This is a genomic window from Pseudomonas sp. YY-1, from assembly GCF_002843095.1.
GTDB classification, from domain to species: domain Bacteria; phylum Pseudomonadota; class Gammaproteobacteria; order Pseudomonadales; family Pseudomonadaceae; genus Aquipseudomonas; species Aquipseudomonas sediminis_A.
Genome location: NZ_PJLX01000003.1, coordinates 1 through 21,804 on the forward strand (window position 1 = coordinate 1; position 21,804 = coordinate 21,804).

At 62.3% G+C, this 21,804-nt stretch carries 22 protein-coding genes; 9 read left to right on the plus strand and 13 right to left on the minus strand.

Annotated elements, in window-relative coordinates; translation table 11 throughout:
* The first annotated feature begins 336 nt into the window (after nt 1-336).
* The gene (locus CXP40_RS05100) at nt 337-786 is read left to right on the plus strand and encodes a carboxymuconolactone decarboxylase family protein (RefSeq protein WP_106732907.1); all 450 of its coding nucleotides are present in this window, start codon (nt 337-339) and stop codon (nt 784-786) included.
* A gap of 43 nt (nt 787-829) precedes the next feature.
* Here CXP40_RS05100 and CXP40_RS05105 read toward each other — a convergent pair whose 3' ends face one another.
* Nucleotides 830-1,996 carry an MFS transporter gene (locus tag CXP40_RS05105; RefSeq protein ID WP_106732908.1) on the minus strand — a complete coding sequence of 389 codons (1,167 nt, stop codon included), beginning with the start codon at nt 1,994-1,996 and terminating at the stop codon, nt 830-832.
* Between the two features lie 95 nt (nt 1,997-2,091).
* Between CXP40_RS05105 and CXP40_RS05110 the strand changes: the two genes are divergently transcribed.
* A complete protein-coding gene (locus tag CXP40_RS05110) occupies nt 2,092-2,985 on the plus strand; it encodes a LysR family transcriptional regulator (protein ID WP_106732909.1) in 894 nt (297 codons plus the stop codon).
* Nucleotides 2,986-2,997: 12 nt separating this feature from the next.
* On the opposite strand, the gene CXP40_RS05115 is transcribed toward CXP40_RS05110, so the two are convergent.
* Entirely contained in the window at nt 2,998-3,309 is a 312-nt protein-coding gene (locus CXP40_RS05115; RefSeq protein WP_106732910.1) for a hypothetical protein, read from the minus strand.
* Nucleotides 3,310-3,816, minus strand: coding sequence for a MarR family winged helix-turn-helix transcriptional regulator (locus tag CXP40_RS05120; protein WP_106732911.1), 507 nt, complete (start codon nt 3,814-3,816; stop codon nt 3,310-3,312).
* Nucleotides 3,817-3,901: 85 nt separating this feature from the next.
* Between CXP40_RS05120 and CXP40_RS05125 the strand changes: the two genes are divergently transcribed.
* Entirely contained in the window at nt 3,902-4,804 is a 903-nt protein-coding gene (locus CXP40_RS05125; protein WP_106732912.1) for a DMT family transporter, read from the plus strand.
* A gap of 81 nt (nt 4,805-4,885) precedes the next feature.
* Here CXP40_RS05125 and CXP40_RS05130 read toward each other — a convergent pair whose 3' ends face one another.
* From CXP40_RS05130 to fadD2, 3 genes are all read right to left on the minus strand, one after another.
* A complete protein-coding gene (locus tag CXP40_RS05130) occupies nt 4,886-5,419 on the minus strand; it encodes a transposase (protein WP_106732913.1) in 534 nt (177 codons plus the stop codon).
* 276 nt (nt 5,420-5,695) lie between these two features.
* Entirely contained in the window at nt 5,696-7,384 is a 1,689-nt protein-coding gene (gene fadD1, locus CXP40_RS05135) for a long-chain-fatty-acid--CoA ligase FadD1 (RefSeq protein ID WP_106732914.1), read from the minus strand.
* A gap of 390 nt (nt 7,385-7,774) precedes the next feature.
* Nucleotides 7,775-9,463 carry a long-chain-fatty-acid--CoA ligase FadD2 gene (gene fadD2, locus CXP40_RS05140; RefSeq protein ID WP_106732915.1) on the minus strand — a complete coding sequence of 563 codons (1,689 nt, stop codon included), beginning with the start codon at nt 9,461-9,463 and terminating at the stop codon, nt 7,775-7,777.
* 217 nt (nt 9,464-9,680) lie between these two features.
* Here fadD2 and CXP40_RS05145 point away from each other — a divergent pair, with 217 nt between their 5' ends.
* The 6 genes from CXP40_RS05145 to codA all read left to right on the plus strand — a co-directional run bounded on the left by CXP40_RS05145 (nt 9,681) and on the right by codA (nt 16,959).
* A complete protein-coding gene (locus CXP40_RS05145) occupies nt 9,681-10,631 on the plus strand; it encodes an alpha/beta hydrolase (RefSeq protein WP_106732916.1) in 951 nt (316 codons plus the stop codon).
* A complete protein-coding gene (locus CXP40_RS05150; protein WP_106732917.1) occupies nt 10,628-11,101 on the plus strand; it encodes a MaoC family dehydratase in 474 nt (157 codons plus the stop codon). The genes CXP40_RS05145 and CXP40_RS05150 overlap by 4 nt, the downstream gene beginning before the upstream one ends.
* 318 nt (nt 11,102-11,419) lie before the next feature.
* Nucleotides 11,420-12,952: a Fic family protein gene (locus CXP40_RS05155; RefSeq protein ID WP_106732918.1), complete on the plus strand. Its 1,533-nt coding sequence runs from the start codon at nt 11,420-11,422 to the stop codon at nt 12,950-12,952.
* A 268-nt stretch (nt 12,953-13,220) separates the two neighbouring features.
* Entirely contained in the window at nt 13,221-14,492 is a 1,272-nt protein-coding gene (gene codB, locus CXP40_RS05160; protein ID WP_106732919.1) for a cytosine permease, read from the plus strand.
* Nucleotides 14,489-15,712 carry a PucR family transcriptional regulator gene (locus tag CXP40_RS05165; protein WP_106732920.1) on the plus strand — a complete coding sequence of 408 codons (1,224 nt, stop codon included), beginning with the start codon at nt 14,489-14,491 and terminating at the stop codon, nt 15,710-15,712. Before codB ends, CXP40_RS05165 begins: the two co-directional genes overlap by 4 nt.
* An 11-nt stretch (nt 15,713-15,723) precedes the next feature.
* The gene (gene codA / locus CXP40_RS05170; RefSeq protein ID WP_106732921.1) at nt 15,724-16,959 is read left to right on the plus strand and encodes a cytosine deaminase; all 1,236 of its coding nucleotides are present in this window, start codon (nt 15,724-15,726) and stop codon (nt 16,957-16,959) included.
* Nucleotides 16,960-17,147: 188 nt separating this feature from the next.
* Here the strand turns inward: codA and CXP40_RS05175 are convergent, their stop codons facing one another.
* From CXP40_RS05175 to CXP40_RS05195, 7 genes are all read right to left on the minus strand, one after another.
* A complete protein-coding gene (locus CXP40_RS05175) occupies nt 17,148-17,999 on the minus strand; it encodes an HlyD family secretion protein (protein WP_106732922.1) in 852 nt (283 codons plus the stop codon).
* An 11-nt stretch (nt 18,000-18,010) separates the two neighbouring features.
* A complete protein-coding gene (locus CXP40_RS05180; protein WP_106732923.1) occupies nt 18,011-18,214 on the minus strand; it encodes a DUF1656 domain-containing protein in 204 nt (67 codons plus the stop codon).
* Complete coding sequence (locus CXP40_RS05185; RefSeq protein ID WP_106732924.1) at nt 18,201-20,189, minus strand: FUSC family protein; 1,989 nt, start codon at nt 20,187-20,189, stop codon at nt 18,201-18,203. Before CXP40_RS05185 ends, CXP40_RS05180 begins: the two co-directional genes overlap by 14 nt.
* 195 nt (nt 20,190-20,384) lie before the next feature.
* Nucleotides 20,385-20,501, minus strand: a complete 117-nt coding sequence (gene ccoM / locus CXP40_RS24105) for a cytochrome c oxidase subunit CcoM (protein WP_017361612.1) — start codon at nt 20,499-20,501, stop codon at nt 20,385-20,387.
* Between the two features lie 200 nt (nt 20,502-20,701).
* Entirely contained in the window at nt 20,702-20,863 is a 162-nt protein-coding gene (locus CXP40_RS23800; RefSeq protein ID WP_017361613.1) for a hypothetical protein, read from the minus strand.
* Nucleotides 20,860-21,459: an alpha-ketoglutarate-dependent dioxygenase AlkB gene (locus CXP40_RS05190; protein WP_106732925.1), complete on the minus strand. Its 600-nt coding sequence runs from the start codon at nt 21,457-21,459 to the stop codon at nt 20,860-20,862. The genes CXP40_RS23800 and CXP40_RS05190 overlap by 4 nt, the downstream gene beginning before the upstream one ends.
* 34 nt (nt 21,460-21,493) lie before the next feature.
* Nucleotides 21,494-21,787, minus strand: a complete 294-nt coding sequence (locus CXP40_RS05195) for an aspartate-semialdehyde dehydrogenase (protein WP_106732926.1) — start codon at nt 21,785-21,787, stop codon at nt 21,494-21,496.
* Nucleotides 21,788-21,804: the final 17 nt, after the last annotated feature.

Consider the following 21,804-nt stretch of genomic DNA (forward strand, 5'->3'; position numbering starts at 1 on the left):
CTAAACCTACTTTTTCAACAGAATCGGCCAAAAGCAGTCGTTTCATGATCGTTACCACGCCGCAGCGTGGGAGCCATCGTATTCCGTTCACAGAGCTGAGCAGCCATGAGCCAATGCGCAAGGCTTTCATATAGCCGGAAGCCCGAGCATCACAACGCCCCTCTAGGCCAATGACTGAGCGATGGGCGCTGAACTCCACACCGCATCAAAGCCACAACGGCCACGCCGCAAAGTGGATCATTCATTAAGCCCTTAATTGGATCAATACCTTGATCCTCTTAGTTGTCTTAATTGGGCAGACCTTACTGATCCCACATCCACAAAGGGTACTGCTCTATGACTCGTCTTGATTGGTTTGAAGCTTCACCCGGTGCAGCAAAAGCGCTGGGAGGGCTGCACCATTACGTCACCACCGGAACGAACCTGCCGCCTCAGCTCATCCATCTGGTGTTCTTGCGGGCATCGCAAATCAATGGATGCGCGCACTGCATCGATATCCATTCGCGAGATCTGATCAAGGGAGGTATGTCAGTAGATAAGCTCGTTCTGGTGCCAGTCTGGCATGAGGCCGCGCATCTGTTTTCCGAGCAGGAACGTTCCGCCCTGGCCTGGACGGAAGAAGTGACCCTAATCGGCGAAACGCATGTTTCCGACGAGGCTTATGCCGCGGCATCGTCCGCATTCAATTCGAAAGACCTGGTCGACCTCACGGCCGCTATCGCAGCCATGAACGCCTTCAACCGCATGGGTGTCAGCTTTCGCTTGAGCCCTGCTGCGAAGGCGTAAACCGGAAGGGGGGATTTAAACCCCCCGTCTCAAGTGTCTCTTCTTAAACCGCTACCGCCGCTGCACCTCTGGAACGCCAGGCAAACCCCAGCACCATCAGCAACCCCAGCCCGGCCATCGCTGCACCGGCCAGGGAGATCGCCGGGTAGCCCAACCCCGCGTTGATCACCGCGCCGCCCAGCGCGGCGCCAATCGCATTACCGAGGTTGAAGGCGCCGATATTCACCGCCGAGGCCAGGTTGGGTGCTTCCTTGGCGGCTTCCATCACACGCATCTGCAGTGGCGGCACGATGGCGAAGCTGGCGATGCCCCAGATCAGGATGGCCACGGCAGCCGGTAGCGGCCAGCGCATCAGCACGGTGAAGGCCAGCAAGACCAGGATCAGCGCACTGAGCGAGACGATCAGAGTGCGGTCGACGGAGCGATCTGCCGCCTTGCCACCCCACACATTGCCCAGCGTCAGGCCGATGCCGTACAGCACCAGCATGGCGGTGATGAAGGCGGTGGACGCCTGGGTCTCGCTGCTGAGGATCGGCGCGATATAGGTGAACACGGTAAACATCGCGCTGGAGCCGATTACGGTTAGCGCCAGCGCCGCCAGCACCGGGCCACGGCCCAGCACGCGGATTTCCGCCAGCACGCCGTCGCTTTTCGGCAGCGGCACGTTGGGCAGCGCGAACCATAGCGAGACCATCGCCAGCACACCGAGCCCGGTGATGCCCCAGAACGCCGTGCGCCAGCCGAGCACCTCACCGAACCAGGCAGCCAGCGGTACGCCGCCGATGGTCGCCAGGGTCAGGCCCATGAACATCGCTGCCACCGCCCCCGCGCGTTTATCTGGCGCGACCACACTGGCAGCTACGATGGAGCCGACGCCGAAGAAGGCGCCGTGGTTGAGCGAGGTCACTACGCGGGCGATCAGCAGGCTGTAGTAGTCGGTGGCCAGGGCCGACATGAGGTTGCCCAGGGTGAAGATGGCCATCAGCCCGATCAGCAGGTAGCGCCGGGGAATCTTGCCGGTGGTCAGTGTCATCAGCGGTGCGCCGAGCAGCACGCCCAGCGCGTAGGCACTGACCAGCAGGCCGGCAGCGGGAATGGAAACGCCGAGATCGCTGGCGATACCCGGCAACATGCCCATGGGGGCGAACTCGGTAACGCCGATGCCGAAGGCACCGATGGCGAGTGCAACGAGTGGTGGATTGATACGCATGGAAAGGCTCCTCATCTATGCCGCGAATGCTACGATCCAGCCTTTAACGGCGGTAGATGGTATTTCTGGCAAACACCTTTGCTTACGGAGCACAAATGGACCTAGGCGGCCGATCAGGTGACATGGTGGTGTTCGCCACCGTGGCGGAGGAAGGCAGCCTGTCGGCCGCCGCACGCGCATTGGGGCTGACACCTTCGGCGGTCAGCCGGATCATCGCGCGTACCGAGCAGCGCCTTGGCACACGCCTGCTGCTGCGCACCACCCGCGCGATCACCTTTACCGCCGAGGGCGAGGCGTACCTGCGTGGTGCACGGCGCATCCTTGCCGATATGGCGGAGGTCGAAGAAGCCATCGCCGATCAGGGCGTGCCACGGGGGCGCTTGCGCGTCAGCGCTGCGCTCGGCCATGGGCGGATGACCATCGTGCCGCTGGTGGCGGCGTTCAGCGCGCGTTACCCGAACATCACTGTCGACCTAAGCCTGGGCGACGAAGTGGTCGATATTCTTGGCGGCCAGGCTGACGTGGCCGTGCGCTTCGGCCATCTGCCGGACAGCCCGTTGACCGCCCGCAAGGTCGGCGAAACCGGCCAGGTGGTGGTGGCCTCCCCCGATTACCTGCAACGCCATGGCACGCCGCAGCAGCCGGAAGACCTGCTGCAGCACAACTGCCTGCGCTTTAATTTCCGCCGCGCCGAACCCAACTGGCCCTTTACCCGCGATGGCCAGGCGTTCTCGCTCAAGGTCTGCGGCAATATCGAATGCAGCAGCGGCGAAGCGCTGGCGCAGTTCGCCAGGGTCGGCGCCGGCATCGCGCGCATCGGCGAATTCAGCGTGGCCGAAGACCTGCAGCGCGGCGATCTGGTGCCGCTGCTGCAAGCCTTCAACCCCGACGACCGGGAGCCGATTCATGCGGTATTCATCGGCGGCCCGGCAATGCCGGCGCGGGTGCGGGTGTTCGTGGATTTCCTGGTGGAACATCTCCGGATGTGAGCAGCGGCTGGGTCAACACTGATCCCAGATTTCGATGCCTAGCTCAGCATCGGGCGGACATGCATCAATCCGCTCTTGAAGCACTTCGGGCGTGAAGTAAAGCGCCGGGGACATTCTTCGGTTTGCCGGCAGCCTCGGCAGTATGTCGCTGGCCGAGCCCCTGTACAGGCTGGGGAAGTTGTCAGAGCGGGTCTGCGTGAGCTTCCCGGCTTCGGCCAGTTCATCGACCCACCGCGGCCACCCAGCCTCCCAGAGCGCCAGGGTGTTTTCCCCTCGAACCGACTCAACGTCGGGGTGCATATAGATCCGCATCTGATAGCTCATTCAGCGTACTCCCTCGCGCTCAACCAACCCCGCCAACAACTTGCCATGCAATTCATGCAACGTGCGCTGCTCGTCAGCGGTCAATCCTGAAAGCACGCGCTGCAGGTTGGCCACATGGCCTTCGAGCATGCCGTCGATCAGTTCGAACCCAGCCGGCGTCAACGCCACCAGCACACCACGGCGGTCGGAGGGATGCTTGCGCCGCTCGATCAGCCCGGCTTTTTCCAGGCGGTCGATACGACTGGTCATGCCGCCCGAGGAAATCATCGCGCTCTCGTACAACGTTGTCGGCATCAACGCATAGGGCTCACCCGAGCGACGCAGAGTAGCGAGCAAGTCGAACTCACCGGCCTGCAGCCCATGTTCGGCGAAGAACGGCAGCAGGTGATCGCGGCTGATCATCTGGTTCAGCTCAGCCAGACGGCCAATCACCGCCATGGAAAAACCATCCAGATCCGGGCGCTGTCGAAGCCATTGCTCGGCAGCCAATTGTGCGCGGTCTTGCATATCGCCCTCGACTTATCTTGATATCAAGATACTTTTCAAAAAGAATGTTTGCATCGTAACGCATCCATCCTCAGGAGACAGCTGCATGCCCGGCTCCCAATTTCGTCCCGTTCTCGCCTTGTCACTATTGCTGACCATCGGCGCCCTGATGGGACTGACCAGCATCCTGGTGAAACTGGCCGGCAACGTTGGCTGGCCGGCCATGGCCTACCTGCTCTGGAGCTTGCTGGGCGGCGGCTTGCTGCTGTTGCTGTTCACCTGGATACGCGGCGAGCGCCCCGGCATCAGCCCAAGGTTGCTGGGTTACTACCTGGCCTCGGGGCTGCTCAGCATCGCGGTGCCGAATGGTTTGCTGTTCAGCTCCATCGGCCATGTCGGCGCCGGGTTCGCCTCGATGTGCCTGGCCTTCCCGCCTTTGATCACCTACCTGCTGGCCCTGGCCTTGCGCATGGAGGGATTGAGCCGCATTCGTCTGCTGGGCATCTGCATCGGTCTGGCCGGCAGTCTGCTACTGGCACTGGGCAAGCTCAACGCAGGCGACAGCCCCCTGCTGTGGGTGCTGGCAGCGCTCTGCGTGCCGGTGTTTCTGGCGCTCGGCAACATTTACCGTGCCCGCGACTGGCCACAAGGGGCCAGCCCGCTGTCCCTGGCACCCGGCATGCTGCTCGGCGGCGCACTGCTGCTGGTGCCACTGGGCCTGTTCGGCGTAGACCTCGCACCGCGTTTGCAAGGCGCTGCGGCCGTGGGCCTGCTGGTCTTGCAGATGCTGCTGTTCGCGGCCGTTTATGCGCTGTTCTTCGTTCTACAGAACCTGGCTGGCACGGTATTTCTCAGCCAGATCGGCTCGGTAGCGGCGATCACTGGCGCGGCCATCGCCATAGGCCTGCTCGGCGAACAGGGCAGCTTGTCGATGCTACTGGCGGCGCTGTGCATCGTCGGCGGCGTGCTACTGGTGGCCTGGCGCGGGGCGAAGGACGCCAAGGCGTGAAGCGTCAGCGCGTAGGGCGGATCGGGACGCCGACCGCTCGTAGCGGAGCGAACAGTCCGCCGATCAGCGTCCTCGCACGCATCAATCGTCATAAAGCCCTTCATCCGTCTCCGGGCCTCCCGCCCAGTCCAGGGGATAGCGTCCACTCTCGACGTTTCGGTGAAAAGTGGAATAGGGCCAGTCACTTAGCCGCTGCACCAAGCCATGCTTGAGCGGGTTGATGTGGATGTAATCGAGATGGCGGCAGAAATCCTCATCGTCACGAATCAGGTGCTCCCAGTAACCACGTTGCCAGATGCCACGCTCACGGCGGCGCAGCAGAATCTTCGAGCGCCATTCTTCAGCCGGCACATCACGGGAAAAGAGCATCTTGATCAGGCGCCAGCGCAGTGCGAAATCAGCCTCGCCCTGCGGAAGCTCGATCAGGCAGTGGAGATGGTCGGGCAATACCACCCAGCCATGGATCTGGAACGGATGGCTGCGCCGGACGATACGCACGGCCTCGCGCAAGACGTCGATATTGCGGACAAGCAGATCGTTACCATGGCGAACACGCAGGGCGTGAGTGAAGAAGTAGGTGCCACCCGGACACCAGACGCGGCGGTAGTTGGGCATGAGACGTCGTCCTTGACAGTCCTGGTGAGCAAGAGTCTAGACGACAGGTTGCACCAATACCTCGACCTTTAAAGGCGTACTGCTTCGCGACGACTGCATGGATGCAGGAGGTAGAGCGACGCAGGAAGCCAAAGCCGAGTACGCTGAAGGCTATAGCGCGTAGGGCGGACTCAGGAGCGAAGCGAACAGTCCGCCAGGCCACTCGGCGCACCCCACAGGCAGGTGACGCAATGAAAAACGCCACCCGAAGGTGGCGTTTTCATCAGCAAGCTCGAATCACTTCTTGCCCAGCTTCTTCAGCTCTTCGTCGCGCAATTCGCGACGCAGGATCTTGCCGACGTTGGTGGTCGGCAGCACATCGCGGAACTCGACGGCCTTGGGCACCTTGTAGCCGGTGAGGTTAGCGCGCATGTGTTCCATCACCTGTTCCTTGGTCACGCTCTCGCCTGGTTTGACCACCACGAACACCTTGATCGCCTCGCCGGATTTCTCGTCCGGGATACCGATGGCGGCGCACTGCAGTACGCCCGGCAGAGTTGCCAGCACGTCTTCCAGTTCGTTCGGATAGACGTTGAAGCCGGACACCAGAATCATGTCCTTCTTGCGGTCGACGATGCGCAGGTAACCATCTTCCTGGATCAGGCCGATATCGCCGGTCTTCAACCAGCCTTCGGCGTCGAGGATTTCGTCGGTGGCTTCCTGGCGCTGCCAATAGCCCTTCATCACCTGCGGGCCTTTCACGCACAGCTCGCCGATTTCGCCGATGGCCAGTTCCTGGCCGTCATCGTTGACGATCTTGCACAGCGTCGATGGCACTGGAATGCCGATGGTGCCGAGTTGGATGGCGCTGAACGGGTTGACCGTAGCCACCGGGCTGGTCTCGGTCATGCCGAAGCCTTCGCAGATGGCGCAGCCGGTGACTTCCTTCCACCGCTCAGCGGTGGCCAACTGCAGGGCCATACCGCCCGAGAAGGTCGCTTTCAGGCTGGAGAAGTCCAGCTTGCGGAAATCCTCGTTATTGCACAGGGCCACGAACAGAGTGTTGAGGCCGACGAAGCCGGTGAAGCGGTACTTGGCCAGGTCCTTGACCACTGCCGGCAGGTCGCGCGGGTTGGTCAGCAGGACGTTGTGGCCACCGATCAGCATCATCGCCATGCAGTGAAAGGTGAACGCGTAGATGTGATACAGCGGCAGCGGTGCGATCAGCACCTCACAGCCTTCATTAAGGTTGGCGCCCATCAGCTCCTTGACCTGCAGCATGTTGGCCACCAGGTTGCGATGGGTGAGCATGGCGCCCTTGGCCACGCCAGTGGTGCCGCCGGTGTACTGCAGCACGGCGATGTCGTCGTTGCTCGGGCTGGCCTCGGCGAAACTCTGGCCACGGCCCTTGGCCAGGGCGTCATTGAGTTTGACCGCCTTGGGCAGGTTGTAGGCCGGCACCATCTTCTTCACGTGCTTGATCACGGCATTGACCAGCAGGCGCTTGAAGGTCGGCAGCATGTCGCCAACTTCGGTGACGATCACGGTCTTGACGCCGGTCTTGGGCACGACCTGTTCGGCCAGGTGGGCCATGTTGGCCAGGCAGATCAGCGCCTTGGCGCCGGAGTCGTTGAACTGGTGCTCCAGCTCTCGTGCGGTGTACAGCGGGTTGGTGTTGACCACCACCAGGCCGGCGCGCATGGCACCGAATACCACGACGGGGTACTGCAGCACGTTAGGCAGCTGCACGGCGATGCGGTCGCCGGGCTTGAGGTCGGTGTGTTTCTGCAGGTAAGCGGCGAAGTCACCGGAGAGTTTGTAGATCTCGCCGTAGGTGAGCGTCTTGCCCAGGTTGCTGAAAGCAGGCTTGTCGGCGAAGCGTTGGCAGGACTCTTTCAGTACCGCAAGGATGTTCGGGTACTGATCGGGATTGATTTCGGCAGCAACCCCAACGGGATACTTGTCCTTCCAGAAGTTTTCGGTCATGGAAGCCCACTCCTAAGCAACAGCTGATCTTCACCGCGCGAAGGCGGTTGTTTGTTGTGTGTATAGCTCGCTTTTCCGCTGGCCCCAGGGCACGGAAGCGCGCCGAGAGTAGCAGCTTTGCCAGAGGCCGACCAGCACCAACCATGGCCAGCAGAGTCGTTAAAGTGACCAAAAAAGACTACAAAGTCACAAACAATCTTTATCTTCGCAAACCCGCAAAAAGCCTCTAGCTCGCATATTGCAGCGCATAGAGCCTAGCTCGTCTCTGTCACCGATGCAGCACTGAGTTGTATGAAACACGCGAAGGTAGTTACCAAATCACAACAATTGGACTGCCCGATGGCAGCTGAGGCGGGAAGCCCCTCCCCTGAGCAGGGGAGGGGCTTTGGATCAAGCGATGTCGCGCAGCTCGCGACGCAGGATCTTGCCAACCGGGGTCATCGGCAGCGAGTCCTTGAACACGATGTGCTTAGGCACCTTGTAGCCGGTGAAGTTTTCCTTGCAGTAGGCCTTGAGTTCTTCCGCGGTGACACCGCCGTCACGCGGCACCACGAACAGCTTGACCACCTCCCCGGATTTCTCGTCCGGCACACCGATAGCGGCGCAACTGGCGACCTTCGGGTGGGCCATGACCACATCCTCGATTTCGTTGGGGTACACGTTGAAGCCCGAGACGATGATCATGTCCTTCTTGCGATCAACGATACGCACGAAACCGTCGGCATCGATCACGGCAATGTCGCCGGTCTTGAACCAGCCTTCGGCATCGAGCACTTCGGCGGTGGCTTCTTCACGCTGCCAGTAGCCCTTCATTACCTGCGGCCCCTTGATGCAGAGCTCGCCGCGCTCGCCCGTCGGCAGTTCGTTGCCGTCGTCGTCGATGACCTTGAACGCCGTGCCCGGCACCGGAATGCCGACGGTACCCAGACGCGCCTTGTCACCGTAGGGGTTGGTACTGGCCACCGGCGAGGTTTCGGTCAGGCCATAGCCTTCGACCACGGTGCAGCCGGTCATCTGCTGCCAGCGCTCGGCGGTGGCTTTGACCAGCGCGGTACCACCGGAGTTGGTGACCTTGAGGTTGGAGAAGTCGAGGTTCTTGAACTCGGGGTTATCCATCAGCGCGACGAACAGGGTGTTCAGGCCCAGCAGCGCGGAGAACTTCCACTTGCCCAACTCCTTGACGAAGCCGGGGATGTCGCGCGGGTTGGTGATCAGTACGTTGTGGTTGCCGTTGACCATCATGCACATGCAGTTCGCGGTGAATGCGTAGATGTGGTATAGCGGCAGCGGCGCGATCATGATCTCCTGGCCCTGCTTCATCAGCGGCGTGCCGTCCGGGCCGAGCTGCGACAGGCAGGCATCGACCTGCAGCATGTTGGCCACCAGGTTGCCGTGAGTGAGCATCGCGCCCTTGGCTACACCGGTGGTGCCGCCGGTGTACTGCAGCACGGCGATGTCGTCGTGGCTGGCCTTGACCGGCGCCAGCGCCTGGCCATGGCCCTGCTTGAGCACCTGCTTGAAGGCAATGGCCTGGGGCAGATGGTAGTCCGGCACCATCTTCTTGATCTTCTTCACCACGGTGTTGACCAGCCACCCCTTGAGGCTCGGCAGCAGGTCGCCCATCTTGGCTTCGATCAGGTAGTCGATCTCGGTATCCGGCAGCACTTCCTGCACCAGCTTGCCGAACATGTTCAGGTACACAAGCGCACGCACACCGGCGTCCTTGAACTGGTGGCGCATCTCGCGCGCGGTGTACAGCGGGTTGGTGTTGACCACGATCAGCCCGGCACGCATGGCGCCGAATACCGCGATCGGATACTGCAGCACGTTGGGCATCTGCACCGCGATACGATCGCCCGGCTTGAGGTCGGTGTGCTTTTGCAGGTAGGCGGCGAAGGTCGCGGAGAGACGGTCCAGCTCGGCATAGGTCAGCGTAACGCCGAGATTGCTGAAGGCCGGACGGTCGGCAAAGCGCTTGCACGAGCGTTCGAATACTTCGATCACCGACTTGTAGCTGGACAGGTCGATATCGTTGGGCACGCCAGGGGCGCGTTTGTCGTTCCAGAAATCAGGCTGCATTGTTCTTGTCCTCTTCCCCTGAAGTGATCTGACTGCCCGGAAAGTAGCAGCTTAGGGCCGAGCCGCAAATAGCTCGAAGGCGTCATTGATGGGCTGAATTTCGCAATAAATGTAGTGATTCGTAACCGATCTTTACCGCTTCGAAGAAAACCGGGGAGCTATGCCTGTTGATGGCCAAGGTGCACAATGCCGCCAACTTCCGGCACAAGGATTCGCCATGCGCCACAACGCCTTTCCCCTGGCCACCCAGGACGGTCTTCACCTGCACGTCAACCACTGGCACGGTGATCAACCACCGCGTGCGGTGGTCATGCTGTCCCACGGCATGGCCGAACACGGTCTGCGCTATGCACGCCTGGCCGAAAGCCTGGTGGCCGCCGGCTTCGACCTCTATGCGCTGGACCAGCGCGGCCACGGCCAGAGCGCCGCTCAGGGCACGCTCGGTCACTACGCCGACGAAGGCGGCTGGGACAAGGTGGTCGGCGACCTGGCCTCGCTCAATCACCATATCCGCCAACGCTACCCCCAGGCGCCGATCTTCCTGTTCGGCCACAGCATGGGCAGCTACATCGGCATGGCCTACCTGCTGGGGCACAGTTGCAGCCTGCAGGGCGCCATCCTCTCCGGCTCCAACTACCAGCCGGTGGCGCTGTACAAGGCCGCGCGGCTGATCGCCGGCTTCGAGCGCTGGCGTCTGGGTCCCAAGGGGCGCAGCAAGGTGATCGATTACCTGTCCTTTGGCTCGTTCAACAAGGCCTTCAAGCCCAACCGCACGGCCTTCGACTGGCTCAGCCGCGATGCAGCGGAAGTGGATAAATACGTGACCGATCCGCTGTGCGGTTTCGTCTGCACCACGCAGTTGTGGTGCGACCTGCTCGATGGCCTGCAATACATCACCCCGGTCGAGAACCTGGCGCAGATCGATGCCGACCTGCCGTTGCTGGTGATCGGCGGCTCACGCGACCCGGTCAGCGACGGCAAGCGCCTGGGTGACCTGGCGGGCGCCCTGCGCGAAGCCGGCGTGCGCGACGTGCAACTGAAGATTTATCCCGAGGCCCGTCATGAGTTGCTCAACGAGAGCAATCGCGACGAGGTCACCGCCCACCTGATCGATTGGCTGCAGCAGGCGCTGAGCCATGGTCGAAGCCCAATCAAGGAGTGTCCATGACCCAGGTAACCAACATCCCCTACGAAGCCCTCGAAGTCGGCCAGCAGGCGAGCTTCGAGAAACAGGTCGAAGAACGCGACGTGCAACTGTTCGCTGCGGTATCCGGCGACAACAACCCGGTACACCTGGACGCCGCCTTCGCCGCCGAGACCATGTTCAAGGAGCGCATCGCCCACGGCATGTTCACCGGCGCGCTGATCAGCGCCGCCATCGCCTGCAACCTGCCCGGCCCGGGCACCATCTACCTCGGCCAGCAACTCAAGTTCACCCGCCCGGTGAAACTCGGCGACACCCTGACCGTGAAACTGGAAGTGCTGGAAAAACTGCCGAAGAACCGCGTACGCATCGCCACCCGCGTTTTCAACCAGGACGGCAAGCAAGTGGTCGACGGCGAAGCCGAAGTGCTCGCCCCGGCCAGCGAGCAGACCGTGACCATGCCACCGATGCCGCAGGTGACTGTCGGTGCATAGTGTTTAAACGCTGAACTACCGGGTATCCCCTGGGTAATCGCATGACTGGCTTAGGATCGGTTTAAGGGCTGTCTGCATCTGAAGAGAGGCCGGTTGACGAGCTCCTGCACAATCGCATCCGTACGCCAGCCAATTGCATTGGTAGGTAGGACGTATTCATGGCCGGGAAGTGAAGCCTGGCCTCTGCGCATGCGGCGAGGCAGTTAAATCCTCCAGCCCCTCTTCTACCCTTCACTTAGCACGGGCAATCAGCTATAAGTTTTTCCCATGAAACTGCGTGAACTATAGTTTTCTCGCGCTTCCTATAGGAAATTTGTCATGCGGCAACCCATTGAGCGAGCCGGATACAGCTGGCTGATCAACGCCCTCGATCTTCGCTGCATGTCGCTTGATCATGAGTGTGTCATAGGCTCGCGCCCAGCGCTCTCTCAGTCCGCCGGCGGCGTGAAAGTAGAGGTCTTCGCCAAGGGATACGCCAGAGAGCAACGCCCCATCGACCAGATGCTCTTTGCGCTCTCATACGAAGGAGTAAATCTGGGTGTCCTGGAGCGCGCCTTCCAGATTCCCGTTGTCCGGGATGACCTGGCTGCTGCAATCGCTGAGAAGCCAGCCAGCGGCTATCTGCGCCGGCTCTGGTATATCTGCGAGAACATTGCAGGCCACCAGTTGCCTTTGCCTGACGCCGCCCAGAACATTCCCTATGAGCACCTGCTCCCACCGGAGAAATATTTCACCGGCCCAGAGGAGATGTCACGCAGGCATCGAGTGCGGATGAATCTCCTAGGAACGCCTCAGCTTTCAGCCCTGATTTTCCGCCAGGGCTGGACAGACGACAGTCTGTTGAATGCGCAAATAGTCGAGCGCATGCATGACCAGATGGTTGATTTCTCGGTCACCGAGATTGCTAGAGCGGCGCAATACCTGCTGACGACCGAGACTCGCAGTTCCTACGAGATCGAGCACGAGCAGCCAGCTCCCGATCGAGTCATGCGATTTGTGAGAGTGCTGGAGCAGGCGGGGCAACGCCCGCTGGATGAGGAGTTTCTGTTCGACATCCACCGGATAGCCCTCGGTACCGGGCGACCCGATCCGTCCATTGGTGCATACAGGCACCTGCAGAACTGGCTCGGCCGTGGGGATCTGATCCATCTGATCCCGCCGGCGCCGGAAACAGTGCCTGAGATGATGGAGGAGTGGTTCGTCATGCGTGAACGCGTCATGCGCAGTGATGCCCCAACGCTAGTGAAGCTAAACGCGATCGCGCACAGTTTTATCTACATCCATCCTTTCATGGATGGAAACGGCAGGTTGTCCCGCTTCATCATGCAGGACATTCTGGCCAACGAAGGTCTCAAGCTGCAGGGCATCATCCTGCCTATCTCCGCCGGCCTTCTGGTCAACCTGGACAGCTACATCGGTACGCTCGACGCATTGTCACGGCGGTTACTTAGCGCCACGCAGTACCACCGGAGGGACTTGACCAGCGACCCTGAACTGAATGGGGCGCATACCCATCTGTTCGCCCACCTGGACTTCACTGACCTGCAGGGCGAGATTAATAAAAGTGCTGCACGAGTCCTGGATGGACTCATGCGTGATGAGGTCAACCATCTGGTCCGCCGCGATAGATTCAAAGAGCAAATGAATCGCGAGCTGGATCTGTCGAACCGGGATCTTGAGCTGCTTATTGCGGTGATTTACGAGAACAGCGGGCGTGTCTCCAAGCGTAAACGGACGAGCTTGTTCCAGCACCTGACGGATGAGGATATTGCGCTAGCAGAGAGCATCTATGCCGATCTGCATACGCCGGAAGAACCAGAGCCTGAGATGACTCCGGACTCTGCGCAGTAGGTTTGCACTTTAGACAAACAAGGGGCGCGCGTTGAGCCAACGCCTGCAGCCGACAAAAATCCGCTGCAAGCTGGTGCGCGACCGCAGCGTCGCGCACCACTTTTGTTCTACACTCACAAACCTTGAGCGACCTGGCACTGCATAAGTGCGCTTCGTTGTGCATTTCGCACAAAACTCTTTGATCACCTCGCCAAGCAGCGTGCTGCGCTGGTTTCTGGCACGTCCCCTGCTATCGCCAAGGCTTCACACCCTTACCGGAGCCAGGTCCATGAGCAACGCCACCCCCGATAGCGATTACCCTCTGAGCGAGGTGCCCAACGGCGCACGCAAAGGGCTGTTCTCCACCGCCATCCTGTTGTTCGGTTTCACCTTCTTCACCGCCACCATGTTCGCTGGCGGCAAGATCGGCATGGCCTTCGATTTCACCACTCTGCTCTGGGCTGCGGTGATCGGTAACCTTCTGCTCGGCCTGTACGCCGCCGTACTGGGCCTGATCGCCTGCCGCAGCGGGCTGAACTCGGTGCTGATGGGCCGTTTCTGCTTCGGCGAGGTAGGCAGCAAGCTTTCCGACATGCTCCTGGGCTTCACCCAGATCGGCTGGTACGCCTGGGGCACGGCGACCATCGCCATCGTCCTGGTGAAGATTCTTGGCCTGCCCGAAGGCCTGACCATTCCGCTGATGGTGCTGTTCGGCTTCGGTTTCTGCCTCACCGCCTTCATCGGCTACAAAGGCCTGGACCTGCTCTCGCGCGTCGCCGTGCCGGCCATGCTGGTGCTGCTGGTGGTGTCGCTGTGGATCGCCACCCGTGATATCGGCGGCCTGGCCGGCCTGCTGGCGGTCGAGCCCAAGGAGAGCATGAGCCTGAGCGTGGCCATCACCCTGGTGTTCGGCACCTTCGTCAGCGGCGCCACCCAGGCCACCAACTGGACGCGCTTCGCCAAGAGCGGCCGCGTCGCGGTGCTGGCCAGCCTGTTCGGTTTCTTCATCGGCAACGGCTTGATGATCGTTGCCGGAGCCTACGGCGCCATCGTCTATCAGCAACCGGACGTGGTCGAAGTGCTGGTGCTGCAGGGCCTGTCCATGGCTGCCGTGATCATGCTGTTCCTCAACCTGTGGACCACTCAGGACAACACCATCTACAACTTCGCCGCCGCCGGCTGCAACCTGCTGCGCACCGGCAAGCGCAAGACCGTGACCCTGGCCGGCGCGGCCATCGGCACGCTGCTGGCCATTGGCGGCATGTACGAGATGCTGATTCCCTTCCTGATCCTGCTCGGCTCGGTCATCCCTCCGATTGGCGGCGTGATCATGGCCGACTTCTTCTACGGCCACCGCGCGCGCTATCCGAAACTGGCCGATGTACGCCTGCCAGCGTTCAACTGGGTCGGCCTGGGCGCCTACCTGATCGGTGCGCTGAGCGCCTACTTCTCGCCCTGGGTCGCACCGCTGGTAGGCATCGCCGTGGCTGCCCTGGCCTACGTCGTACTGTTCGAACTGAACAAAGCCCTGGTCGGCCGCCAGCAGGTCGCCGGCGCGTGAGTCTTACAGTCGCCGACGTACTCGCCCTGCCCGACCTGGCCAGCATGCAGCTGCGTGCCGGCCAGGCCGGACGCGAGAATGCGGTGCGCTGGCCCTACGTGGCCGAGAACGAAGGCATCGCCGATTGGGTGATGGGTGGCGAGCTGATCTTCGTCACCGGCATCAACCACCCGCGCGACGAAGCCAACCTGCTGCGCCTGGTGCGCGAGGGCCATGAGCGCGTGGTCGCCGGCATGGTCATCCTCACCGGCGCCGAGTTCATCCAGGCCATCCCGCCCAGCGTCATCGCAGAAGCCGAGCGCCTGAACCTGCCCCTGATCGAGCAGCCCTACGCGCTGAAGATGGTGGTGGTCACCCAGGCCATCGGCACCGCGCTGGTGCAGGCGCAGCAGCTCGGCCGTTCGCGCCAGCACGTGCTGGAGCAGGTGCTCGACGGCGATTACCAGTCACTCGACGTGCTGCTGCAACGTGGCGACAGCCTCGGCCTGGCACTGCATGTACCGCGTCAGGTGGCGCTGCTGCGCCTCGACGGCAGCGAGCAACTGTTCGGTGATCTGCCCGACGAAGACGCCGAGCGCCAGCTGCAGAGTCGCCAACAACTGCTGCAAAGGCGCCTGGAGCAGAGCCTCGGCGAACTCGGTGACGCGCTGCCGCTGGTCAGCCAAGGGCGACACTGGATCGCCCTGCTGCCCTGCCCCGATGCCCACGCCGAAGCGCGCAACCGCCAGGCCATGACCGTGCTGCTCGACGAACTGCGCCCACAGCTCGGCCCGCTACGCCTGTTCCTCGGTCTGGGCAGCGCCGGCTGCGAGGCGCCGCGTTTCGCCCAGGGCCTGGGTGAAGCACGCCAAGCCCTGGCCGTGGCGCAGCGTTTTCCCGAGCGCCTGGGCCTGTGCAGTTTCAATGAGCTGGGCGTGCTGGAACTGCTCGGCGCGATCCGCGACCGCAGCTTGCTTGATCGCTTCGTGGAGCGCGTGGTCGGCCCGCTGATCGGTGACGACTCGCGTCACCAGCCGGTGCTGATGCCTACCCTGGAAGCCTGGTTCCAGGAAAACGGCAATCTGGCCCTGGCCGCCCAACGCCTGAACGTTCACCGCAACACCCTGAGCTACCGTCTACAGCGCATCGAAGCGCTGACCGGCTGCTCATTCGAAGATCCGCACGACCGCCTGAACATCAGCGTTGCGCTGTTGATCCGGCGCCTGTCGTCGCCTGCCTGAGAGGAAACCCGATGATCATCCACAATGCCCGCCTGCGCGGCCGCGACGGCCTACACCGCATCACCCTGGACGGCGAACGCATCGCCGCCATCGACGCTCAGCACGCACTGCACCCCATCGCCGAGGGCGATCTGGACGCAGCCGGCAACCTCGTGGTGCCGCCCTTCGTCGAGCCGCATATCCATCTCGACGCCACCCTCACCGCTGGTGAGCCGGCCTGGAACATGAGCGGCACCCTGTTCGAGGGCATCGAGCGCTGGGCCGAGCGCAAGGCGCTGGTCACCCATGAAGACACCAAGACGCGCGCCAAGAAGACCATCGACATGCTGGTCGACCATGGTATTCAGCACGTGCGTACCCACGTCGACGTCACCGACCCGACGCTGGCCGCGCTCAAGGCCATGCTCGAAGTACGTGAGGAAACCCGCCACCTGATCGACTTGCAGATCGTCGCCTTCCCGCAGGAGGGCATCGAGTCCTACACCAACGGTCGCGCGTTGATGGAGCAAGCCATCGAGCTGGGCGCCGACGTGGTCGGCGGCATCCCGCACTTCGAGAACACTCGTGACCAGGGCGTGTCGTCGATCAAGTTCCTCATGGATTTGGCCGAGCGCACAGGCTGCCTGGTGGACGTGCACTGTGACGAGACCGACGACCCGCAGTCGCGCTTTCTCGAAGTGCTGGCCGAGGAAGCCCGCGTGCGCGGCATGGGCGCGCGCGTCACCGCCAGCCACACCACGGCCATGGGCTCCTACGACAACGCTTACTGCTCCAAGCTGTTCCGCCTGCTGAAGATGAGCGGCATCAGTTTCATCTCCTGCCCCACCGAGAGCATCCATCTGCAGGGCCGCTTCGACACCTACCCGAAACGCCGCGGCCTGACCCGCGTGGCGGAGATCGATCGTGCCGGGATGAACGTCTGCTTCGGCCAGGACTCCATCGTCGACCCCTGGTATCCGCTGGGCAACGGCAACATCCTGCGCATCCTCGAAGCCGGCCTGCACATCTGCCACATGCTCGGCTACGAAGACCTCAAGCGCAGCCTGGATCTGATCACCGACAACTCGGCGCGGGCGCTGAACCTGGGTGAAGGTTATGGGCTGGAAGTAGGTCGCCCGGCCAACCTGCTGATCCTCTCGGCGCCAGACGATTACGAGATGGTGCGCAGCCAGGGCCACGCGCTGGTGTCGGTGCGCCACGGCAAGGTGTTGATGTGGCGCACGCCGGCCAGCATCGAGCGCGCCTGATCAAGCTCATTTAATCGTAGGGTGGATGACGCTTTTTTCATCCACCATTGCGTCGGTCCAAGCGGTGGACAAGCTTCGCGTTGTCCCCCCTACTAATTCATGCGAATAGTGACCGTAGGAGCGGCTTCAGCCGCGATTCACCTTGAAGAGCTCGCGGCTGAAGCCTCTCCTACAACTGCAAAACCGCCCTACTCCACCCTTACGCTGGCGGTCATGCCGGCGCTCAGCACCATGCCCTCGGGCACCTGATCGAGCTTGATGCGCACCGGAATGCGCTGCGCCAGGCGCACCCAGTTGAAGGTCGGCTCGACATTGGCCAGCAGTTGCCCATCCGGGCTGGCGTTGCGGTCGGTGATGCCACGGCTGATGCTGTCCACCTCGCCGCGAATCTGCTGATCACCGCCCATCAACCACACCTCCACCGGCGCGCCGATCTGAATGCGCGGCAACTTGGTTTCCTCGAAATACGCCTGCACGTAGAACGACTCGGTATCGACCAGCGCCATCACTGCTTGCCCGGCATTGATGTAGTTGCCCTGCGCCAACACCAGATTGGTGATCTGCCCATCGCGCGGGGCATGCACTTCGCTGCGTGCCAGATTCAGCTCGGCTACACGCAGATCGGCCTGCGCTTCGCGGTACTCGCTGCGCGCCATCTCGGCGTTGATCTGCGCGTTCTCCAGCAGCTCGGCACTGATCGCCTGGGCACCCAGGCGAGAGCGGCGCGAAGCTTCGTGCTCGCGCAGGCTCAGCTGCTGGCGGCGAATATCCACCACCGCCTTGGCTTTCTCCACCGCCGCCTGATAGCGATCGCGGTCGATGCTCATCAGCAGATCACCGGCCTTGACCTGCTGGTTGTCGCGCACCTTGAGCTCGACCACCCAGCCGGACACGTCCGGGGCGATGGTTACCACGTCGGCGCGCACCCGAGCGTCGCGCGTCCAAGGCGAGTACATGTAGTGCTGCCAGATCCAGGAGCCGGCGAAAATCGCCGCCGCCACCATGGCCAGGGTGATGCCGACTCGAATGGTCGAACGCATGCTTTCTCTCCTTAATGCGCCAGGACGGCGATTACCGCCGCCAGCACGCAGACATACAAGGCACAATCGAACAGGGCTTCGTGCCAGATCCAGCGCGACAGCCCGATGCGCTGCAAGCCCAGGCGCAACACGCCGGTCAGCAGCAGCGCCAATACCGCGTAGGCCGCCATCGGGCTCAGCAACACGCCGCCCAGCGACCATTCATGCAAACCCATTACCCCCTCCTCTGAGTTGGCACCAGTGGCGCCAGCCGCTCTGCAGCTGCAACAGAGCCGCCTCGGCCAGGCGCTTGTCGATGCTCGGCGTGCAGGCGCGCAAGGTCTCCTGCAATTCGGCCACAGCTGCGTTCAGGTCATCTTCACGGCCTGGTGCGGGACCACGCTCCAACGCGTCATCGAGGCGCTCCAGAAAACGCTGCTGCGACCGCGCCAGGCCAGCATCGGCATTGGCCAGACACTTGCGCAGATGCAACAACTCGTCGCCCAGGTCGAGACCGGCCACGCCATCGTCCCAGCGGCTGCGCGTTTGATCCGGCCGCGCCGGATAGTGTCGTGCCAGCTGGATCAGACGATCAGCCATACGCCCGCCGAACCAGTTCTCGGCGCGGCCCAGGTCACGACGGGTCAGCCGCCCCAGGTCGGTCAGGATCGCCTGCATCAGACGCCGGCCATGCCAGACCGGATTGCGCAGCACCACCAGCTTGAACGCCATCACTGCGCAACCCACGCCCATCAGCATGCCCGGCGCTTCATTGAGGAAAAATTCGACGTTGTAGCCGACACCCGGCGCCGGCAGGCAGAGCACGATGAAGTGCAGGCAGAACGAGGTCGAGGTAGCGGCCGTCGCCGGTTTGGCCATGCCCAGCACGCCGAAGAACAGCGGCACGCCCAGCACCATGCAGAGCATCACGAAGCCATCGATCTGCGGCATCAGAATCTGGCCGACGAAGAACGCTACCGGCAGCGCGTAGAAGATGCCGCGCAGGAACATCATGCCGATCTGCGGCGCCGCTTCGAGGCGGGCGAACAAGCTGCAGACCACACAGGCCAGCAGCAGCGCACCGGTGGCGTGGGTCCAGCCGGTGGCCAGCCAGAACGCCGCCAGAACCAGAAAGGTCAGCGCGCTGCGCGAGCCATACACCAGCGCGGTCTGCAAGTCGTAATGCCAGGACAAGGCGCGCGGTGCATCGGCCGGAGCCCTGCCCTCCTCGACCGCGCGCAACGCGTGGCTGGCTTCCTCGACACGCAACAGCAGCACCATCAAGCGTTCCAGACACAGTTGCTGGCCACTGCTCAGCTCATCGTCCTGCGCGGCCTGGCGCAGTTCCTCGACCAGCTCCAGCAGGCCCGCTGACTGCTCCTGCTGCAAACGCTCGTCCACCACCTGCAACCAGGGCGCGACCGCCTGCGCCTCGACACCGCTCAGTTGCCGCCACTGCCGCGCCACCCCACGAGCCAGACGTAACATGCCGAGCAGATCACGACTCAACACCCGCAACGCCACGGCACGCTGGCGACCACGGGCACCCTCGAACCAGGCGTGCTCGCGCTGGGCATCGACGGCGACGATCCGCGCCAGCACCTCCAGCAAGCCCTGTCGCGAATCAGCCTCACCCGCCAGCGCCTGACGCGAAGCCGCAACGCCGGCCTGCCAGGCGTTGCGCGCCTGCTGTGCCAGTTGCCGCTCGACGCGCTGCGGCCAGAGCAAAGCGCTGCTCAGGGTGGCGCAGATGATGCCTAGGCAGATTTCCGTGCAGCGGGCGATGGCTTCATCGAATACCACATGCGGCTTGCCGATGGCCGGCAAGGCGATGATCGCCACGGTGTAGCCGGCCAGCACGAAGGAGTACGACCAGGCGCTGCGCAACATGGTCGAGGACGCTGTACACAACGCCAACCACAAGGCGAACGCCAGTATGAACAGCAGCGGCGCCTGGGCGAACAGCCCCATCATCACCACGGCCATAAAGGTGCCGACCAGCGTACCGAGCAGCCGCGCCAGGCCCTTCTGCACCACCATGCCGGACAGCGGCTGGGCGACGATGAACGCGGTCATCAACGCCCACTGCGGTTGCTCCAGGCCGAAACGCAACGCACACCACAACGCCAGACCGCCGCCGAGCAGGGTCTTGATGGCGAATTGAACGGCTTGCGAGCTTGGCGCGAGAAACGCCAGCAAGGAATCACGCACGATGGCTACCTGAAGAAATCTCAACTCTGAACATAGCTGTAGCGATTGGGTTCCGCCTCCGTGCGAAACTCAATTATTAGCTAGCTAAGTATTTATGTCCAGAAGGCGCCATACACCCAGGTAGGCAACGTGCAAATAAAAAAAGGGCGACCGAAGTCGCCCGAATTGCCTTGCGTGCCCAGTGAACTGGAAGGGTTAGCTCTGCTTACGCTTGTGAGCATCCTTCCAGATGAAGTAACCAACACCCCCGAAGAACGCGACCATCAGAAGAACGGTGCCGACTCCGGCGAGAACCACTGTATCGACGAACATGGCTGCCTCCTGTTGTGCCTGTCTGTCTGGGATGGCTTCACGTTATCAGCGCTGGCAGCGGGAAAATTGATCTGGATCAATGGCTGACGAGCAGGCGCGATCAGGGCGGAGGGAATACTGACCCAGGTCAAGAAATCGAGGGGGTGCGAGGCGGGAAGCACGGCCTGGCAGCCGTGCATGACGAACAAACGATGGGAGTTTCAGCGCTTCTTGGGCTTGCTCTTGGACTTCTTCTTGGCCTTGCCGATCGGCAATACCTGTTCGAACACCTGGCGCATCTCGTTGAGGCGCTTGTCGTTGAGATCGTGGATACGCTTGTCGCGCTCGGCGGCGAAATCGATCAGCTTGTCGTCATTGCTCATAGCGGAAACCGAATCAGGCGAAAGGTCAGGTTCAGGCGTGGCGCGCAGGCTTGCCGCGTCTTCGCCACTTGATGTTGCCAATGATGCTGGGTCGGCCCACGCATGACCAGTAGCGAAGCGTGTTCCAGCGTCAGTGAATGTTCGATGCGCGTACTGCCGACGCGGCGCAGGTCGAAACGCCGGCTGCCGCCCAGATTGAGCGAGGCGATCAACGGATCACGTCCCAGCTCCGGCTCTGCATCGCTATGCCAGCCCATGGAGTCCTGGCCGTCACGGTAAAGGTTGAGCAGTACGGCATTGAGCGGTTGCCCGACTTCTTTCTCGAGCCGATGGCGAATCTCGCTCAGCAGCGGCGTCCAGGGCAAGGGTTCGTGAAGCTTCCCCGAGTAGCGGTAGCGCGCCTCGGGATCGCCATACCAAGCCGTCAGCCGCGGTGTTCGATGATAGCGGCCATGGATGAACAACTCCGGCTGCTGCCAGGGCGTCTGTTCAACCAGCATATGCAGCCAGCTGTCAGCGAGCGCGGGGTTGATCCAGCCGGGGAGGTAGTCCAGCTCGGCATCGGCGAGTGCGGGCAAAGGGTCGGCGAACAGCATGACGATCTACGCACAAAAGAATGAAAAGAGTTTCTCAAACTTCCACATCTACCCACAGTCCTTGCCGGGGCAAGTCACCGAGCTTCTGCTCCACCTCTTCTGGCTCGGCCTCGGCCAGCTGTTCCGGAGTGTAGCCACGCCGCTGACGGCGGCGCTGCTCTTCGCGCAGCAGTTCCTCGGTTTCCTGCGGGTGCCGCTTGTCCAGGCTCAGCGCACTTTCCTTGGCGCTGCCTTCGGCCGGAGTCACCGGAGGAATCTCGGGCTTGGGCTTGATCACGTCCTGCGTGGCAGTGACTGGCACCAGGCTATGGGGGATAGGCGGTAGCACGTTACAGCACCTCCTTT

Coding starts and splice junctions, on each gene's coding strand:
- CXP40_RS05110 (WP_106732909.1), top strand. CDS start 2,092: ATGGACCTAGGCGGCCGATCAGGTGACATGGTGGTGTTCGCCACCGTG.
- CXP40_RS05180 (WP_106732923.1), bottom strand. CDS start 18,214: ATGGGTTTGCATGAATGGTCGCTGGGCGGCGTGTTGCTGAGCCCGATG.
- CXP40_RS05100 (WP_106732907.1), top strand. CDS start 337: ATGACTCGTCTTGATTGGTTTGAAGCTTCACCCGGTGCAGCAAAAGCG.
- CXP40_RS05130 (WP_106732913.1), bottom strand. CDS start 5,419: ATGCCCAACTACCGCCGCGTCTGGTGTCCGGGTGGCACCTACTTCTTC.
- CXP40_RS05115 (WP_106732910.1), bottom strand. CDS start 3,309: ATGAGCTATCAGATGCGGATCTATATGCACCCCGACGTTGAGTCGGTT.
- CXP40_RS05190 (WP_106732925.1), bottom strand. CDS start 21,459: ATGCTGTTCGCCGACCCTTTGCCCGCACTCGCCGATGCCGAGCTGGAC.
- CXP40_RS23800 (WP_017361613.1), bottom strand. CDS start 20,863: ATGAGCAATGACGACAAGCTGATCGATTTCGCCGCCGAGCGCGACAAG.
- CXP40_RS05120 (WP_106732911.1), bottom strand. CDS start 3,816: ATGCAAGACCGCGCACAATTGGCTGCCGAGCAATGGCTTCGACAGCGC.
- ccoM (WP_017361612.1), bottom strand. CDS start 20,501: ATGTTCGTCGATACAGTGGTTCTCGCCGGAGTCGGCACCGTTCTTCTG.
- CXP40_RS05175 (WP_106732922.1), bottom strand. CDS start 17,999: ATGCGTTCGACCATTCGAGTCGGCATCACCCTGGCCATGGTGGCGGCG.
- codB (WP_106732919.1), top strand. CDS start 13,221: ATGAGCAACGCCACCCCCGATAGCGATTACCCTCTGAGCGAGGTGCCC.
- fadD2 (WP_106732915.1), bottom strand. CDS start 9,463: ATGCAGCCTGATTTCTGGAACGACAAACGCGCCCCTGGCGTGCCCAAC.
- codA (WP_106732921.1), top strand. CDS start 15,724: ATGATCATCCACAATGCCCGCCTGCGCGGCCGCGACGGCCTACACCGC.
- CXP40_RS05105 (WP_106732908.1), bottom strand. CDS start 1,996: ATGCGTATCAATCCACCACTCGTTGCACTCGCCATCGGTGCCTTCGGC.
- CXP40_RS05155 (WP_106732918.1), top strand. CDS start 11,420: ATGCGGCAACCCATTGAGCGAGCCGGATACAGCTGGCTGATCAACGCC.
- CXP40_RS05145 (WP_106732916.1), top strand. CDS start 9,681: ATGCGCCACAACGCCTTTCCCCTGGCCACCCAGGACGGTCTTCACCTG.
- CXP40_RS05125 (WP_106732912.1), top strand. CDS start 3,902: ATGCCCGGCTCCCAATTTCGTCCCGTTCTCGCCTTGTCACTATTGCTG.
- CXP40_RS05150 (WP_106732917.1), top strand. CDS start 10,628: ATGACCCAGGTAACCAACATCCCCTACGAAGCCCTCGAAGTCGGCCAG.
- fadD1 (WP_106732914.1), bottom strand. CDS start 7,384: ATGACCGAAAACTTCTGGAAGGACAAGTATCCCGTTGGGGTTGCTGCC.